Here is a 16,319-nt window from a genome sequence, read left to right on the forward strand (position 1 = left end):
TCCTTCATACTGAAAGTGAACTGACAGCCAAATGGAGGAGTCACGTGAAGCTATACATTTACGATCACTGCCCTTACTGCCTCAAAGCCCGCATGATTTTCGGCCTGAAAAATATCCCCGTCGAATTACATGTTCTGCTCAACGACGACGCAGAAACACCCACCCGGATGGTCGGTCAAAAACAGGTTCCCATTCTGCAAAAAGATGACAGCCGCTATATGCCAGAAAGCATGGACATCGTTCACTATGTCGATAAACTCGACGGCAAACCGTTACTGACCGGCAAACGTTCCCCTGCCATTGAAGAGTGGCTGCGCAAGGTCAATGGCTACGCCAACAAACTGCTGTTGCCGCGTTTTGCCAAATCGGCATTTGATGAGTTTTCTACTCCCGCCGCGCGCAAATATTTCGTCGACAAGAAAGAGGCCAGCGCGGGTAATTTTGCCGACCTGCTGGCCCACTCTGACGGTCTGATTAAGAATATCAGCGATGATTTACGTGCGCTGGACAAACTGATCGTCAAACCGAACGCCGTGAATGGCGAACTTTCGGAAGATGATATTCAGCTATTCCCGCTACTGCGTAATCTGACGCTGGTAGCCGGAATTAACTGGCCAAGCCGCGTTGCTGATTACCGCGATAATATGGCGAAACAGACACAAATCAATTTGTTATCATCAATGGCGATTTAATCCTGACCCGCCGCGGCAGCCTGTATTCGCGGGTTGCCGCCGTTTTCAGTTTTTTCTGCTGGCGAGTTTATCGCTGGTGACACATGCTGCGTTGTGTCAGGATATTGACGCAGATTTCATGTCGAGGACTACCATGAACAAGTTTTTATTTGCCGCTGCATTGATCGTCAGTGGCCTGCTCGTTGGCTGTAATCAACTCACCCAATACACCATCACCGAACAAGAAATTAACCAGTCGCTTGCGAAACATAATAATTTCTCAAAAGATATCGGTTTACCCGGCGTGGCTGACGCCCATATTGTTCTGACAAACCTGACCAGCCAAATTGGTCGCGAAGAGCCGAATAAGGTTACCCTAACCGGAGACGCCAATCTGGACATGAACTCCCTGTTCGGTAGTCAGAAAGCGACCATGAAACTGAAGCTGAAAGCGCTGCCCGTGTTTGATAAAGAAAAAGGTGCGATCTTCCTGAAAGAGATGGAAGTGGTCGATGCGACGGTACAACCGGAAAAAATGCAAACGGTGATGCAAACGTTGCTTCCCTATTTGAACCAGGCATTACGCAATTACTTTAACCAGCAACCTGCTTACGTCCTGCGCGAAGATGGCAGCCAGGGCGAAGCAATGGCGAAAAAACTGGCGAAAGGCATTGAAGTGAAGCCAGGCGAAATTGTCATTCCATTTACTGATTAATCACGAGGGCGCATTCGCGCCCTTTATTTTTCGTGCAAAGGAAAACGTTTCCGCTTATCCTTTGTGTCCGGCAAAAACATCCCTTCAGCCGGAGCATAGAGATTAATGACTGCACCATCCCAGGTATTAAAGATCCGCCGCCCAGACGACTGGCACCTTCACCTCCGCGATGGCGACATGTTAAAAACTGTCGTGCCATATACCAGCGAAATTTATGGACGGGCTATCGTAATGCCCAATCTGGCTCCGCCCGTGACCACCGTTGAGGCTGCCGTGGCGTATCGCCAGCGTATTCTTGACGCCGTACCTGCCGGGCACGATTTCACCCCATTGATGACCTGTTATTTAACAGATTCGCTGGATCCTAATGAGCTGGAGCGCGGATTTAACGAAGGCGTGTTCACCGCTGCAAAACTTTACCCGGCAAACGCAACCACTAACTCCAGCCACGGCGTGACGTCAATTGACGCAATCATGCCGGTACTTGAGCGCATGGAAAAAATCGGTATGCCGCTACTGGTGCATGGTGAAGTGACACATGCAGATATCGACATTTTTGATCGTGAAGCGCGCTTTATAGAAAGCGTGATGGAACCTCTGCGCCAGCGCCTGACTGCGCTGAAAGTCGTTTTTGAGCACATCACCACCAAAGATGCTGCCGACTATGTCCGTGACGGAAATGAACGGCTGGCTGCCACCATCACTCCGCAGCATCTGATGTTTAACCGCAACCATATGCTGGTTGGAGGCGTGCGTCCGCACCTGTATTGTCTACCCATCCTCAAACGTAATATTCACCAACAGGCATTGCGTGAACTGGTCGCCAGCGGTTTTAATCGAGTATTCCTCGGTACGGATTCTGCGCCACATGCACGTCATCGCAAAGAGAGCAGTTGCGGCTGCGCGGGCTGCTTCAACGCCCCAACCGCGCTGGGCAGTTACGCTACCGTCTTTGAAGAAATGAATGCTTTGCAGCACTTTGAAGCATTCTGTTCTGTAAACGGCCCGCAGTTCTATGGGTTGCCGGTCAACGACACATTCATCGAACTGGTACGTGAAGAGCAACAGGTTGCTGAAAGCATCGCACTGACTGATGACACGCTGGTGCCATTCCTCGCCGGGGAAACGGTACGCTGGTCCGTTAAACAATAAAAATCGTAGCTTCCTGTTGTCATTAGGTTATTTTACCTGTATAAATAACCAGTATATTCAACAGGGGGCTATTATGCGAATTGAAGTCACCATAGCGAAAACTTCTCCATTGCCAGCTGGGGCTATTGACGCCCTGGCTGGCGAACTTTCCCGCCGTATTCAGTATGCGTTTCCTGATAATGAAGGCCACGTATCGGTACGTTATGCCGCAGCGAATAATTTATCGGTTATTGGCGCGACAAAAGAAGATAAACAGCGCATTAGTGAAATTCTCCAGGAAACGTGGGAAAGCGCCGATGACTGGTTTGTCAGCGAATAATATGCAGTGATTTTTTTTGCCGGGTCGCCCCGGCTTTTTTATTTTACTTACGAATTTTGAGTACAAAATTTCTACACTTCCTCAAAATAATTGCACAATATGCTAAAAAAATATGAATGACATGCTGTTTTATTGTTCATATAAATCTTAAAAGCAGAAATTTATCTGTTTCCCCCTTTAAAAATTCGGTGAATACCCTTACTTATTGGTATACTGAAGTTGCTTCAGATAAAAACGCATTGAACCTCGAATAACGTTGTCTAGTAACACGAATTAGGGGGCCATGATGGAAAAAAATAATGAAGTCATTCAGACTCATCCGCTCGTAGGGTGGGACATCAGCACCGTTGATAGCTATGATGCGCTGATGTTGCGTTTGCACTACCAGACCCCAAATAAGTCCGAGCAGGAAGGGACTGAAGTTGGTCAGACGCTCTGGTTAACCACTGATGTTGCCAGACAATTTATTTCGATATTAGAAGCAGGAATCGCCAAAATTGAATCCGGTGATTTCCAGGTAAACGAGTATCGGCGTCATTAACATGACATGACCATCCACCCAAAAGGCACCTCACCGGTGCCTTTACCATTTCTGGGTTGTATATCTGCATTCAGTTAATTACTCTGCTTAAACCATGAGAGCAGAGAGAAAAAAATGAAATACGATCTCATCATTATTGGCAGCGGTTCCGTAGGCGCTGCCGCCGGGTATTATGCAACCCGCGCCGGTTTAAACGTGCTAATGACCGACGCCCATATGCCACCGCATCAACACGGCAGCCACCACGGCGATACGCGATTAATTCGCCATGCTTATGGTGAAGGCGAAAAGTATGTCCCGCTGGTCCTCCGCGCGCAAACGCTGTGGGATGAACTCTCCCGCCACAACGAAGAAGATCCCATTTTTGTACGCTCTGGCGTCATTAACCTTGGCCCGGCTGATTCCACATTTCTCGCCAACGTCGCCCACAGCGCCGAACAATGGCAACTCAACGTTGAAAAGCTCGATGCGCAAGGGATTATGGCCCGCTGGCCGGAAATACGCGTCCCGGACAACTACATCGGCTTATTTGAAACTGATTCCGGTTTTTTGCGCAGCGAACTGGCGATTAAAACCTGGATCCAACTGGCGAAGGAAGCGGGCTGTGCGCAACTGTTCAACTGCCCGGTCACCGCAATTCGTCATGACGATGATGGCGTAACTATTGAAACGGCTGACGGTGAGTATCAGGCGAAAAAAGCGATTGTCTGCGCGGGAACATGGGTAAAAGACCTGCTCCCGGAGCTGCCTGTCCAGCCCGTACGCAAAGTATTTGCCTGGTATCAGGCCGATGGCCGCTATAGCGTGAAGAATAAATTCCCGGCGTTTACCGGTGAACTGCCCAATGGCGATCAATATTATGGTTTTCCGGCAGAAAACGACGCGTTGAAGATTGGCAAACATAACGGAGGCCAGGTTATCCATTCAGCGGATGAACGTGTTCCGTTTGCGGAAGTGGCCAGTGATGGGTCAGAAGCCTTCCCGTTCTTGCGCAATGTATTGCCGGGTATCGGTTGCTGCCTGTACGGCGCTGCCTGCACCTATGATAATTCGCCTGACGAAGATTTTATTATCGATACCCTACCCGGCCACGATAATACACTGCTCATTACCGGCCTGAGTGGGCACGGTTTTAAATTTGCGTCAGTTTTAGGGGAAATAGCTGCCGATTTTGCGCAAGACAAAAAAAGCGATTTTGATTTGACGCCATTCAGGCTTTCCCGCTTCCAATAATCATCATTACGGCCTCCAGAATGAGGCCGTTTTTACAGGAGTATTTAATGCGTCGGCTGTTGCACTATCTCATCAATAATATTCGCGAGCATCTGATGCTTTATCTTTTTCTCTGGGGATTGTTGGCAATTATGGATCTGATCTATGTGTTTTATTTTTAGTTTTCCGCACTGACATAAACTGACAAATATTTAATCTCCCTTTCATTTAGCGTGAAAAATTGAATGAGATTATTCCTGCTTCTACAGCACTCACCAGACATCTCTGATGCTGAACCCACTAAACTTATGAAGATTCTTTCATTATTAATTCAAAATTATTGAAATAAAAATAAATATCATTCAATTTGTTATTTTTGTGTTGCAATTCATTCTCCGACACGCCATTTTCTTTCTCTCGCAAATTCGTTTTGGATGCACTTATGTCATTCACAAATACCCCTGAACGCTATGGTGTTATATCTGCGGCCTTCCATTGGCTAAGCGCAATTATTGTCTACGGCATGTTTGCTTTAGGTCTGTGGATGGTCACGCTCAGTTATTACGATGGCTGGTATCACAAAGCACCCGAACTGCATAAAAGCATCGGTATTTTGTTAATGATGGGGCTGGTTATTCGCGTTCTGTGGCGTGTCATATCTCCACCGCCGGGTCCGCTGCCGAGTTATTCGCCCATGACTCGTCTTGCCGCAAGAGCTGGACATCTCGCATTGTACCTATTGCTTTTCGCCATCGGCATCAGCGGCTATCTGATCTCAACTGCCGATGGTAAACCGATCAGCGTTTTTGGCTGGTTTGACGTCCCCGCGACCCTTGCCGACGCTGGCGCACAGGCAGACTTTGCCGGTGCCCTGCATTTTTGGCTCGCGTGGAGCGTCGTAGTACTGTCCGTTATGCACGGATTTATGGCCCTGAAGCATCATTTCATCGATAAAGACGACACTCTGAAGCGCATGCTGGGAAAGTCGTCATCTGACTATGGAGTATAAAAAATGAAAAAAAGCCTGCTTGGTTTAACCTTCGCGTCCCTGATGTTCTCTGCCGGTTCAGCGGTTGCCGCCGATTACAAAATTGACAAAGAAGGTCAGCACGCCTTTGTTAATTTCCGCATCCAGCACCTTGGCTATAGCTGGTTATACGGCACCTTTAAAGATTTCGACGGTACTTTTACCTTTGACGAAAAAAATCCGGCTGCCGATAAAGTGAATGTGACAATTAACACCACCAGCGTCGATACTAATCACGCCGAACGCGATAAACATCTTCGCAGTGCAGATTTCCTCAATACCGCAAAATATCCACAGGCAACATTCACCTCCACCAGCGTGAAGAAAGACGGTGACGAACTGGATATTACCGGCGATCTGACGCTGAATGGCGTAACCAAACCCGTCACGCTGGAAGCGAAATTAATTGGTCAGGGCGACGACCCATGGGGTGGTAAACGTGCAGGCTTCGAGGCCGAAGGCAAAATTAAGCTCAAGGACTTCAATATCAAGACAGATTTAGGTCCAGCTTCTCAGGAAGTGGATCTGATTATTTCAGTGGAAGGCGTACAGCAGAAGTAAGCGTGAAATGTTGCCGGATGGCACGCATCCGGCAATGATATTTATTCTGTTGGATCAGGAATGCACAGTGTTGTATTCAGACGTCCACGAGACTTATTAAAGATCTTATTGCCATTTTCACGTCCTGCCCGACGGCGTCGCTGTTCTTCTGGCGGTAACGCGCTTTCTTCGCAGCAAATCTCACTACAACAACCTTTGTATTTTTCCGCGCATACTGGACACTGAATAAACAGCAGGTGGCAGCCATCATTTTTACAGTTGGTATGGCTGTCGCACGGCGCGCCGCACTGGTGGCAATGCGCGATAATCTCATCCGATATACGTTCGCCCATCCGCTCGTCAAAAACAAAATTTTTGCCAATAAAACGCACCGGCAAGCCCTGCTCGCGCGCCTTACGGGCGTATTCAATAATTCCGCCCTCGATATGCCAGACTTTGTTGAATCCGTTATGTTTCATCCAGGCACTGGCCTTTTCACAACGAATGCCGCCGGTGCAGTACATGACGATTTTTTTATCTTTATGTGCCTGCATCATCTCGACTGCTTTTGGCAGCTGCTCACGGAAGGTATCTGCCGGAATTTCGAGCGCGTTTTCAAAGTGCCCCACTTCATACTCATAGTGGTTACGCATGTCGATAAATAGTGCATCGGGATCGTCAAGCATGGCGTTCACTTCCGCCGCTTGCAGATACTCACCAACATTGCTGGCATCAAAGTGAGGATCGTCAATACCGTCGGCAACAATGCGATCGCGTACCTTCATGCGCAGTACCCAGAAGGATTTCCCGTCATCATCCAACGCGATATTCAGGCGTAAACCCTCTAAAGCCGGGTCGAAGGCATAGAGCTGCGCGCGAAATGTTTCAACATTGCTCGCAGGTACGCTGATTTGCGCGTTAATGCCCTCATGCGCCAGATACACTCGCCCAAAAACATTCAGCGCGGTAAACAGCTGATATAAAGCGTCACGGGTCGCCTTAGGATCGGCGATGTGGAAATACTTGTAAAACGAAATGGTGGTTCGCGGTTCGCTCTCAGCCAACATTTTGGCTTTTAGCGCGTCGTTGGAAATGCGGTTGTGTAACACTGGCATGGTGTACGGTTCCTGCGAGATGGGAAAGTAAAAATCCGCGGCATGATATAGCAATTATCGATAATTAACATCCACACATTTTACGCTACATTTGCGCATTAAAAATTATTTGTTATTTACAAGCGCGGCAATTTCGCCCAGTCTTCAGCCACAAATTTTGGTTGCGGGCGAAAAAATGCGACAATACATACAATTGCCCGAATAGGTTGAAAAACAGGATTGATATGACGAATCTACCCAAGTTCTCCACCGCACTGCTTCATCCGCGTTATTGGTTAACCTGGTTGGGTATTGGCGTACTTTGGTTAGTCGTGCAATTGCCCTACCCGGTTATCTACCGCCTCGGTTGTGGATTAGGAAAACTGGCGTTACGTTTTATGAAACGACGCGCAAAAATTGTGCATCGCAACCTGGAACTGTGCTTCCCGGAAATGAGCGAACAAGAACGCCGTAAAATGGTGGTGAAGAATTTCGAATCCGTTGGCATGGGCCTGATGGAAACCGGCATGGCGTGGTTCTGGCCGGACCGCCGAATCGCCCGCTGGACGGAAGTGATCGGCATGGAACACATTCGTGACGTGCAGGCGCAAAAACGCGGCATCCTGTTAGTTGGCATCCATTTTCTGACACTGGAGCTGGGTGCGCGGCAGTTTGGTATGCAGGAACCGGGTATTGGCGTTTATCGCCCGAACGATAATCCACTGATTGACTGGCTACAAACCTGGGGCCGTTTGCGCTCAAATAAATCGATGCTCGACCGCAAAGATTTAAAAGGCATGATTAAAGCCCTGAAAAAAGGCGAAGTGGTCTGGTACGCACCGGATCATGATTACGGCCCGCGCTCAAGCGTTTTCGTCCCGTTGTTTGCCGTTGAGCAGGCTGCGACCACGACCGGAACCTGGATGCTGGCACGGATGTCCGGCGCATGTCTGGTGCCCTTCGTTCCACGCCGTAAGCCAGATGGCAAAGGGTATCAATTGATTATGCTGCCGCCAGAGTGTTCTCCGCCACTGGATGATGCCGAAACTACCGCCGCGTGGATGAACAAAGTGGTCGAAAAATGCATCATGATGGCACCAGAGCAGTATATGTGGTTACACCGTCGCTTTAAAACACGCCCGGAAGGCGTTCCTTCACGCTATTAAATCTCCCATGCCGGATGCTTCAGAATGGCATCCGGCATTACCACAGCAAATCCCCCTGATTTAGCGATAAAAGCTCTCTGGATTGCGCCCCCTGGAAGTCGGGCGCATAATTAGTGTGCTTATCTTTTCTTCTTATGTTCACCGCGCCTGGCGCACCAACAGCGGATTGCTATGTCACCCTGTGAAAATGACACCCCTATAAACTGGAAACGAAACCTGATCGTCGCCTGGCTAGGCTGTTTTCTTACCGGTGCCGCCTTCAGTCTGGTAATGCCCTTCTTACCCCTCTACGTTGAGCAGCTTGGCGTTACCGGTCACTCCGCCCTGAATATGTGGTCCGGTATTGTCTTCAGCATTACATTTTTATTTTCGGCCATCGCCTCACCGTTTTGGGGTGGACTCGCCGACCGTAAAGGCCGAAAACTCATGCTATTACGCTCTGCCCTCGGCATGGGCATCGTGATGGTGTTGATGGGGCTGGCACAAAATATCTGGCAGTTTTTGATCCTGCGGGCGCTTCTTGGGTTACTTGGCGGATTTGTCCCCAACGCTAATGCTCTTATCGCCACACAAGTACCGCGTAATAAAAGCGGCTGGGCGCTGGGTACGCTCTCCACAGGCGGCGTTAGTGGTGCGTTGCTCGGCCCAATGGCTGGCGGCCTGCTCGCCGATAGCTACGGCTTACGTCCGGTATTCTTTATTACCGCCAGTGTGCTCATACTCTGCTTTTTCGTCACCCTGTTTTGCATCAGAGAAAAATTCCAGCCGGTCAGCAAAAAAGAGATGCTGCACATGCGGGAAGTGGTGACATCACTTAAAAACCCGAAACTGGTACTCAGCCTGTTTGTCACTACGTTAATCATCCAGGTGGCGACGGGCTCAATTGCCCCCATTCTGACGCTGTATGTCCGCGAACTGGCGGGTAACGTCAGTAACGTCGCCTTTATCAGTGGCATGATCGCCTCGGTGCCAGGCGTGGCGGCTCTGCTAAGTGCACCACGACTCGGCAAACTTGGCGATCGAATCGGACCCGAAAAGATCCTGATTACAGCGCTGATCTTTTCTGTACTGCTGTTGATCCCAATGTCTTACGTTCAGACGCCATTGCAACTTGGGATTTTACGTTTTTTGCTCGGTGCCGCCGATGGTGCACTACTCCCCGCCGTACAGACACTGTTGGTTTACAACTCGAGCAACCAGATCGCCGGGCGTATCTTCAGCTATAACCAATCGTTTCGTGATATTGGCAACGTTACCGGACCATTGATGGGAGCAGCGATTTCAGCGAACTACGGTTTCAGAGCGGTATTTCTCGTCACCGCTGGCGTAGTGTTATTCAACGCAGTCTATTCATGGAACAGTCTACGTCGTCGTCGAATACCCCAGGTATCGAACTGATTTTTCGCCTTTCATACTTGCAAAAGCGGAGAATCAGCTATCCTTTTCCCTGAAACCTCATCAACTCAAAGGGAGAATCGTGATGACCATGTACGCAACGCTTGAAGAAGCCATTGACGCTGCACGCGAAGAATTTCTTGCAGACAACCCCGGCATCGACGCCGAAGATGCGAATGTGCAACAGTTCAATGCCCAAAAATACGTTTTGCAGGACGGCGACATCATGTGGCAAGTTGAGTTTTTTGCCGACGAAGGGGAAGAAGGTGAATGTTTACCTATGCTTAGCGGTGAAGCCGCGCAAAGTGTTTTTGATGGCGACTATGATGAGATAGAGATACGCCAGGAGTGGCAGGAAGAGAATACATTACATGAATGGGACGAGGGGGAATTTCAGCTTGAGCCACCGCTGGATACCGAGGAAGGACGCGCAGCAGCTGATGAGTGGGATGAACGTTAATCACTCATACGGGCCATGATGAATGTCGATCGGCAGCAGTAAAGTATCAAAAACCAGAGAGAATGGCAGATCAAGGATCGTGACATAACGCCAGGCGGAGTCACGCACATCCCATTGCACACCGGGATAATATTGGTTGCCATGCCCCTGCCCCGGTATAGTGCGACTAATAATGCTGCCACAGCCACTCAGCAAGGTCACCATGATGCTCACCACAATTAAACGCATTTGATACCTCTTTCGTAAAAAAATACCGGCATAACGCCGGTATTTTTATTGGCTCGTTGTTTTTGCCGGATGCGGCGTGAACGCCTTATCCGACCCACAAAGTCTTGCAAAATCAATAAATTGCAGGAACGATGTAGGCCTGATAAGCGTAGCGCATCAGGCAACTACGTTTTTATTGCGAAGCCGCATCCGGTTTACGCAATGCCAGTGGATTGAGCTTTATCCCTTCGTAATAACTCACCCATGAAGAATATCTCTCCGGGGAATTCCAGACACGGAAATGCAGACGGGCCATCGTCACCGGATCGCTTAGCAGCACCAGGCGACGATCGCGATTCAGCTTCTCTGGCGTCTCGTTCAGCGCCTGTTCAACGTGGCGGTCACGGGCGATTTCCAGCACCTTACTGGCGCGGTGACGCGCGGTCGCCATTGCGGTTGCCAGAGCGTTAAATGACGGGTTAAACACTGCGTGCATAAAGCCATCATCAAGGGAGCGTTGACGATTCATCTCAAGGAACCGATCGGTATCAACCAGCACCTGCGGCGGCGAATACTCTTCCGGGATCAGGAACAGTTTCCAGCGTTTGGTGCGCAGACCAACGGTGGCACGGCTGGAAATCACCGAAACAAACGGTGACAGGATCAACGAGAAGACAATCGGTGCCAGCCAGAACAGGAAACGCAGATCCAGCCACGCCATCCCAACAGCCCACACTAACCCTAACAGCAGCTGTGAGCCGTGGCGTTTGAACGCTTCACCCCAGGAAGTGGAGTCATCATCACGCTGCGGTGAATTCCACACCACTTCCCAGCCAAGGAACGCGCTGACAACGAAGACCGTATGGAACAGCATGCGTACCGGAGCCAGCAGCACGGAAAAAAGCACTTCCAGCAGCAACGATAATGTAACGCGCCAGAAGCCGCCGTATTCTTTCGTTCCTTTGCACCAGATAAGCAAAATGCTCAATAACTTCGGCAGGAACAACAGCACCATGGTCGAAGCAAAAAGTGCAATCGCCAGCTCAGGACGCCACTGCGGCCACACTGGGAACAACTGCCGTGGTTGCAGGAAGTATTGCGGTTCGGTCAACGCATGCACTACCTGCAATGCAGTAGAGAGCGCGAGGAACATAAACCACAGCGGAGCGGAGAGATAAGACATCACGCCCGTCAGGAACACCGCACGGTGAACCGGGTGCATACCCTTCACCAGGAACAGACGGAAGTTCATCAGGTTACCGTGGCACCATCGGCGGTCACGTTTTAGCTCATCAAGCAAGTTAGGCGGCAATTCTTCATAAGAACCCGGGAGATCGTAAGCAATCCAGACCCCCCAACCTGCACGGCGCATCAACGCCGCTTCCACGAAGTCATGTGACAGGATTGAACCGGCAAAGGAACCTTCGCCCGGCAGCGGAGCCAGTGCGCAGTGCTCGATAAACGGTTTCACGCGGATAATCGCGTTATGTCCCCAGTAGTGCGACTCGCCAAGTTGCCAGAAGTGCAAACCGGCTGTAAACAGTGGCCCATACACGCGGGTCGCGAACTGCTGACAGCGCGCATACAGCGTATCCATACCGGACGCTTTCGGCGACGACTGAATGATCCCGGCGTTCGGGTTGGCTTCCATCAGGCGCACCAGCCCGCACAAACAATCACCGGTCATTACCGAGTCAGCATCCAGCACCACCATGTAGCTGTACTGGCTGCCCCAGCGACGGCAGAAGTCATCGATATTACCGCTTTTACGCTTCACGCGGCGACGGCGGCGGCGATAGAAAATCTGACCTTCGCCACCGACTTCAGCGATAAGCTCCATCCAGGCTTTTTGCTCTGCGACGCAGATATCCGGGTTATAACTGTCACTAAGAATGTAGACATCAAAGTGTTTGGCATTCCCGGTGGCTTTTACTGATTCCCACGTTGCACGCAGGCCAGCAAAAACACGGTTCACGTCTTCGTTACAGATAGGCATGATCAACGCCGTGCGATGCTCCGGGTTTAATGGTTCATCGCCAACTGTTGACGCAGATATACTGTATTTATCGCGACCAATAAGCAGTTGCAGGAAGCCCATTAACGCCGTCCAGAATCCGGCGGACACCCAACAGAACAGTACCGCAAAGAGGATCAGGATACCGGTTTGCAGCATATAAGGCAGAAGCTGCATAAAGGAAACCCACAAATCCTGACCAACCATATCCATAGGATTAATCAGCGCCCAACCCTGATAAGGAAGAATGGTCTTCATATACCAGGTCGCGACGACAGTTTGCGCGAGCGTCAGGATCAACAGAATGTAACGGCGGATGGTACCGACGGTACGCCACTTTTGCTCGCTCTCCTGCTCTTCTTTGGTCAAACGAGCCAGATAGCGCGGCGTGACATCGCGTCCACGCAGGCGATCCCAGAAACGGCCTACCGGGTTGGTACGCCACGGGTCGGGAAACATCGAGGAGCGTTTTGCTTCTGGCATCGCCTTCAGCTGATCGCGCCCTTCGTCGTCTTTAATTAACTGTCCATCAGCAAGTGAATCTGGCCAGGCTTGTTCCAGACGCGCCTTTACCGAGCCTTGCGGGGAATCATCCTCCCGCGCCCAGGTGCGGTGTTCGGCATCCAGCGCCTGATGAACGGCGCGGATATCAGTCTTCGGCAATGCCGCTTTCTCGCTTGCGGCGATGGGCATTGCGTCAATGTACTCAGTTGTCTTATTCATTGGCAGGTAACTGGTAGCTCCAGGTTTCACTCAACGTCTGATCGGCATTCACCAGCGCAGCACGCATTTCAGTGGTTTTCTTGGCATCTTTCACTTTCACACGCATCACCAGACGCCAGCCTTTGGTAACCGGGTTATAGCGCACCGTGCTTTCAACTATCTCACCATTATCACCAATGCTGGTTTGCGCTGTGACCGGGGTATCCTCTGGCAGTTTTTTCATCTCTGCGCCGGTAAAATCGACCACAAAGGCGATAGTACCGTCAGGCTGGCGAATCAGGTTCGACTGCTTCACATCCCCCGTTGAACGACGCGTTTGTTGCACCCATGCGTTATCTGGCGCATGCAGTTTGTCTTCATCACGGCTGAAGGTGATGGTGTATTTAAAGTTCATCTCTTTACCCGGCTCCGGCAGCTGATCCGGCGTCCAGTAAGCGACGATGTTATCGTTGGTTTCATCGTTGGTTGGAATTTCCACCAGCTCAACGCTGCCTTTACCCCACTCCCCTTTCGGAGTCACCCATGCGCTTGGACGGAGATCGTAACGATCATCGAGATCTTCAAAGCGGGAGAAATCACGACCGCGCTGCAACAGACCAAAGCCTTGCGGGTTTTCCATGGAGAAGCTGCTGACCGCTAAATGTTTCGGGTTATTCAACGGACGCCAGATCCATTCGCCATTACCGGCATGGATAGAGAGACCGTTAGAGTCGTGCAACTCCGGACGATAGTTATTTGCAGGCGACGGTTGGTTCGGCCCAAACAGGAACATACTGGTTAACGGTGCAACCCCCAGTTTGCCGACTTTATCGCGCAGATAGATTTTCGACTGCACATCCACAACCGTGTCACGCCCTGGCATAACCACGAATTTGTAAGCACCTGTCGCACGCGGCGAGTCAAGCAATGCATAGATGGTTAAACGTTTATCAGTCGGTTTTGGACGCTCGATCCAGAACTCTTTGAAGCGCGGAAATTCTTCACCCGATGGCAAGGCGGTATCAATTGCCAGGCCGCGGGCAGAAAGGCCATAAACCTGACCTGCACCAATCACGCGGAAATAGCTGGCCCCGAGCATGCTGACGATTTCATCGTTTTTATCTTTGCTGTTGATCGGGTAAAGCACTTTAAAACCGGCAAAGCCAAGGTCTTTTACCGTATCTTTGTCATGCTGAACATCGCCGAAAGTGAAATAATCCGGGCTGTATTTGATTCGTTTGACTGCGGTGGCAGTCACTTCATTTATTTTGACCGGGGTATCGAAGTACATACCCTGATGGTAGAACTCGAGTTTGAATGGGGTCTTCAGATTGTTCCAGTACGCTTTGTCATGATTAAACTGGATCTGCTGATAGTCCGCGTATTTCATATCGCGGAAAACGGAGGGCAAGTTGCTTTTGGGCGTCTCGTAGCCTTTCCCGGCTAAAGATTGAGCTTGCTTTGCGACATCATCAATACTGAAAGCCCAGCTTGAAGATGTATACAGGGTTAACATTACTGCAGCACTCAACCAACGCATTTTCATCATTTGTAGTTTATGTTTCATAATTAGTAAGCACTTCCCCCTTTGTGTGCTTATATCGATCCGATCTATTTTAATGGATAACCAGCCATTCCGACAACAGAATCCCGGTATCGTTCAGCACGCTGGCTCATGGATTAAGCACCTGATTGCAACCGTTTTCACTTTCCGTGCTTCTCCTAAAGACAGAAGCATCGACTTCGTGTAGGGTTTGCCAGCAAATTTATTTATCAACCGTCTTACAGACGCTTCCATTCTGGTTAGTGGTAGCGATGATGCTATGCATAAAAACCTTGAAGCCTGCGCCTGGCGCGGTCAGGTCGGTGTCACTATGGCAACAAGCCTAAAGGCATAACCCGACAGGGATAAGACGAAAAATCCGAGATTAGTTAACCATATATGAACCCAGTACCCGCGCAACGTGAATATTTCCTCGACTCCATCCGCGCCTGGCTGATGTTGTTAGGGATACCTTTTCATATTTCTTTAATCTATTCGAGCCATACATGGCATGTGAATAGCGCCGAATCATCATTGTGGCTGACCCTTTTTAATGACTTCATCCACTCGTTCCGCATGCAGGTATTTTTCGTTATATCCGGCTACTTTTCCTACATGCTTTTTTTACGCTATCCCTTGAAAAAATGGTGGAAAGTACGTGTCGAACGTGTAGGTATCCCGATGTTAACAGCCATCCCCCTACTGACATTACCGCAATTTATTATGCTGCAATATGTCAAAGGAAAAGCGGAAAGTTGGCCTGGGCTGTCATTGTATGACAAATATAATACGTTGGCCTGGGAATTAATATCACACCTGTGGTTTTTACTGGTGTTAGTGGTCATGACGACGCTGTGCGTATGGATATTTAAGCGCATCAGAAATAATTTAGAAAATTCTGATAAAACGAATAAAAAATTCTCGATGGTAAAACTATCGGTGATTTTTTTATGCCTCGGCATCGGTTATGCGGTAATAAGAAGAACGATTTTTATTGTGTATCCGCCCATTCTGAGTAATGGCATGTTCAATTTTATTGTCATGCAAACGCTGTTTTATTTGCCGTTCTTTATCCTCGGCGCACTGGCTTTCATTTTCCCTCATCTTAAAGCCTTGTTTACCACGCCGTCTCGTGGCTGTACCCTTGCAGCAGCATTGGCGTTTGTCGCTTATTTACTCAACCAGCGCTATGGCAGTGGCGATGCCTGGATGTACGAAACCGAGTCGGTGATCACCATGGTCCTCGGTCTGTGGATGGTGAATGTGGTCTTCTCCTTTGGCCACCGTTTGCTTAACTTCCAGTCAGCGCGGGTGACTTATTTTGTTAACGCATCGCTGTTTATCTATCTGGTTCACCACCCGTTAACGCTGTTTTTCGGCGCATACATTACACCGCACATCACCTCCAACTGGCTTGGTTTTCTCTGTGGCCTGATATTTGTAGTAGGGATTGCGATAATTCTGTATGAAATTCATTTGCGCATCCCGTTACTGAAGTTTTTGTTCTCTGGTAAACCGGTTGTTAAGCGTGAGAACGATAAAGCACCAGCCCGTTAAGCCA

17 protein-coding genes are annotated in these 16,319 nt (G+C 49.6%); 13 read left to right on the forward strand and 4 right to left on the reverse strand.

Going from position 1 to position 16,319, the window contains the following annotated elements; translation table 11 throughout:
* Positions 1 to 44 precede the first annotated feature (44 nt).
* The 9 genes from grxB to KXD89_RS13485 all read left to right on the forward strand — a co-directional run bounded on the left by grxB (position 45) and on the right by KXD89_RS13485 (position 6,198).
* Positions 45 to 692, forward strand: coding sequence for a glutaredoxin 2 (grxB, locus tag KXD89_RS13445; RefSeq protein WP_000780912.1), 648 nt, complete (start codon positions 45 to 47; stop codon positions 690 to 692).
* 133 nt (positions 693 to 825) lie between these two features.
* Positions 826 to 1,386, forward strand: a complete 561-nt coding sequence (locus tag KXD89_RS13450) for a lipoprotein (RefSeq protein WP_001295443.1) — start codon at positions 826 to 828, stop codon at positions 1,384 to 1,386.
* A gap of 105 nt (positions 1,387 to 1,491) precedes the next feature.
* Positions 1,492 to 2,538 carry a dihydroorotase gene (gene pyrC, locus KXD89_RS13455; RefSeq protein WP_000126534.1) on the forward strand — a complete coding sequence of 349 codons (1,047 nt, stop codon included), beginning with the start codon at positions 1,492 to 1,494 and terminating at the stop codon, positions 2,536 to 2,538.
* A 73-nt stretch (positions 2,539 to 2,611) separates the two neighbouring features.
* Positions 2,612 to 2,857 (forward strand): DNA damage-inducible protein I, encoded by a 246-nt coding sequence (dinI, locus tag KXD89_RS13460; RefSeq protein WP_001217754.1) that lies wholly within the window; start codon positions 2,612 to 2,614, stop codon positions 2,855 to 2,857.
* 286 nt (positions 2,858 to 3,143) lie between these two features.
* Positions 3,144 to 3,398, forward strand: coding sequence for a biofilm formation regulator BssS (gene bssS / locus KXD89_RS13465; protein ID WP_000414438.1), 255 nt, complete (start codon positions 3,144 to 3,146; stop codon positions 3,396 to 3,398).
* 114 nt (positions 3,399 to 3,512) lie between these two features.
* Entirely contained in the window at positions 3,513 to 4,631 is a 1,119-nt protein-coding gene (solA, locus tag KXD89_RS13470) for an N-methyl-L-tryptophan oxidase (RefSeq protein WP_000872833.1), read from the forward strand.
* Between the two features lie 47 nt (positions 4,632 to 4,678).
* Positions 4,679 to 4,792, forward strand: coding sequence for a YceO family protein (locus tag KXD89_RS13475; RefSeq protein WP_001253418.1), 114 nt, complete (start codon positions 4,679 to 4,681; stop codon positions 4,790 to 4,792).
* A gap of 260 nt (positions 4,793 to 5,052) precedes the next feature.
* Positions 5,053 to 5,619 carry a cytochrome b gene (locus KXD89_RS13480; RefSeq protein ID WP_000011114.1) on the forward strand — a complete coding sequence of 189 codons (567 nt, stop codon included), beginning with the start codon at positions 5,053 to 5,055 and terminating at the stop codon, positions 5,617 to 5,619.
* A gap of 3 nt (positions 5,620 to 5,622) precedes the next feature.
* Positions 5,623 to 6,198 carry a YceI family protein gene (locus KXD89_RS13485; RefSeq protein WP_000749261.1) on the forward strand — a complete coding sequence of 192 codons (576 nt, stop codon included), beginning with the start codon at positions 5,623 to 5,625 and terminating at the stop codon, positions 6,196 to 6,198.
* Between the two features lie 41 nt (positions 6,199 to 6,239).
* On the opposite strand, the gene KXD89_RS13490 is transcribed toward KXD89_RS13485, so the two are convergent.
* Entirely contained in the window at positions 6,240 to 7,292 is a 1,053-nt protein-coding gene (locus tag KXD89_RS13490) for a rhodanese-related sulfurtransferase (protein WP_001144615.1), read from the reverse strand.
* 224 nt (positions 7,293 to 7,516) lie between these two features.
* Here KXD89_RS13490 and lpxL point away from each other — a divergent pair, with 224 nt between their 5' ends.
* The 3 genes from lpxL to KXD89_RS13505 all read left to right on the forward strand — a co-directional run bounded on the left by lpxL (position 7,517) and on the right by KXD89_RS13505 (position 10,292).
* Positions 7,517 to 8,437, forward strand: a complete 921-nt coding sequence (gene lpxL, locus KXD89_RS13495) for a kdo(2)-lipid IV(A) lauroyltransferase (protein WP_000183364.1) — start codon at positions 7,517 to 7,519, stop codon at positions 8,435 to 8,437.
* A gap of 171 nt (positions 8,438 to 8,608) precedes the next feature.
* Positions 8,609 to 9,835, forward strand: a complete 1,227-nt coding sequence (mdtG, locus tag KXD89_RS13500) for a multidrug efflux MFS transporter MdtG (protein ID WP_000074172.1) — start codon at positions 8,609 to 8,611, stop codon at positions 9,833 to 9,835.
* A gap of 82 nt (positions 9,836 to 9,917) precedes the next feature.
* Positions 9,918 to 10,292, forward strand: coding sequence for an acidic protein MsyB (locus tag KXD89_RS13505; RefSeq protein ID WP_000180056.1), 375 nt, complete (start codon positions 9,918 to 9,920; stop codon positions 10,290 to 10,292).
* Here KXD89_RS13505 and KXD89_RS13510 read toward each other — a convergent pair whose 3' ends face one another.
* From KXD89_RS13510 to mdoG, 3 genes are all read right to left on the reverse strand, one after another.
* Positions 10,293 to 10,520 (reverse strand): YceK/YidQ family lipoprotein, encoded by a 228-nt coding sequence (locus KXD89_RS13510; protein WP_001237205.1) that lies wholly within the window; start codon positions 10,518 to 10,520, stop codon positions 10,293 to 10,295.
* A 172-nt stretch (positions 10,521 to 10,692) separates the two neighbouring features.
* Positions 10,693 to 13,236 (reverse strand): glucans biosynthesis glucosyltransferase MdoH, encoded by a 2,544-nt coding sequence (gene mdoH / locus KXD89_RS13515; RefSeq protein ID WP_001295445.1) that lies wholly within the window; start codon positions 13,234 to 13,236, stop codon positions 10,693 to 10,695.
* Positions 13,229 to 14,764: a glucans biosynthesis protein MdoG gene (gene mdoG, locus KXD89_RS13520; protein ID WP_001343212.1), complete on the reverse strand. Its 1,536-nt coding sequence runs from the start codon at positions 14,762 to 14,764 to the stop codon at positions 13,229 to 13,231. The genes mdoH and mdoG overlap by 8 nt, the downstream gene beginning before the upstream one ends.
* A 393-nt stretch (positions 14,765 to 15,157) precedes the next feature.
* Here mdoG and mdoC point away from each other — a divergent pair, with 393 nt between their 5' ends.
* Positions 15,158 to 16,315, forward strand: coding sequence for a glucans biosynthesis protein MdoC (gene mdoC / locus KXD89_RS13525; RefSeq protein WP_001070375.1), 1,158 nt, complete (start codon positions 15,158 to 15,160; stop codon positions 16,313 to 16,315).
* Positions 16,316 to 16,319 lie beyond the last annotated feature (4 nt).

It is taken from the genome of Escherichia sp. TC-EC600-tetX4 (genome assembly GCF_019356055.1).
GTDB lineage: Bacteria > Pseudomonadota > Gammaproteobacteria > Enterobacterales > Enterobacteriaceae.

Coding starts and splice junctions, on each gene's coding strand:
- KXD89_RS13450 (WP_001295443.1), top strand. CDS start 826: ATGAACAAGTTTTTATTTGCCGCTGCATTGATCGTCAGTGGCCTGCTC.
- pyrC (WP_000126534.1), top strand. CDS start 1,492: ATGACTGCACCATCCCAGGTATTAAAGATCCGCCGCCCAGACGACTGG.
- dinI (WP_001217754.1), top strand. CDS start 2,612: ATGCGAATTGAAGTCACCATAGCGAAAACTTCTCCATTGCCAGCTGGG.
- bssS (WP_000414438.1), top strand. CDS start 3,144: ATGGAAAAAAATAATGAAGTCATTCAGACTCATCCGCTCGTAGGGTGG.
- solA (WP_000872833.1), top strand. CDS start 3,513: ATGAAATACGATCTCATCATTATTGGCAGCGGTTCCGTAGGCGCTGCC.
- KXD89_RS13475 (WP_001253418.1), top strand. CDS start 4,679: ATGCGTCGGCTGTTGCACTATCTCATCAATAATATTCGCGAGCATCTG.
- KXD89_RS13480 (WP_000011114.1), top strand. CDS start 5,053: ATGTCATTCACAAATACCCCTGAACGCTATGGTGTTATATCTGCGGCC.
- KXD89_RS13485 (WP_000749261.1), top strand. CDS start 5,623: ATGAAAAAAAGCCTGCTTGGTTTAACCTTCGCGTCCCTGATGTTCTCT.
- KXD89_RS13490 (WP_001144615.1), bottom strand. CDS start 7,292: ATGCCAGTGTTACACAACCGCATTTCCAACGACGCGCTAAAAGCCAAA.
- lpxL (WP_000183364.1), top strand. CDS start 7,517: ATGACGAATCTACCCAAGTTCTCCACCGCACTGCTTCATCCGCGTTAT.
- mdtG (WP_000074172.1), top strand. CDS start 8,609: ATGTCACCCTGTGAAAATGACACCCCTATAAACTGGAAACGAAACCTG.
- KXD89_RS13505 (WP_000180056.1), top strand. CDS start 9,918: ATGACCATGTACGCAACGCTTGAAGAAGCCATTGACGCTGCACGCGAA.
- KXD89_RS13510 (WP_001237205.1), bottom strand. CDS start 10,520: ATGCGTTTAATTGTGGTGAGCATCATGGTGACCTTGCTGAGTGGCTGT.
- mdoH (WP_001295445.1), bottom strand. CDS start 13,236: ATGAATAAGACAACTGAGTACATTGACGCAATGCCCATCGCCGCAAGC.
- mdoG (WP_001343212.1), bottom strand. CDS start 14,764: ATGATGAAAATGCGTTGGTTGAGTGCTGCAGTAATGTTAACCCTGTAT.
- mdoC (WP_001070375.1), top strand. CDS start 15,158: ATGAACCCAGTACCCGCGCAACGTGAATATTTCCTCGACTCCATCCGC.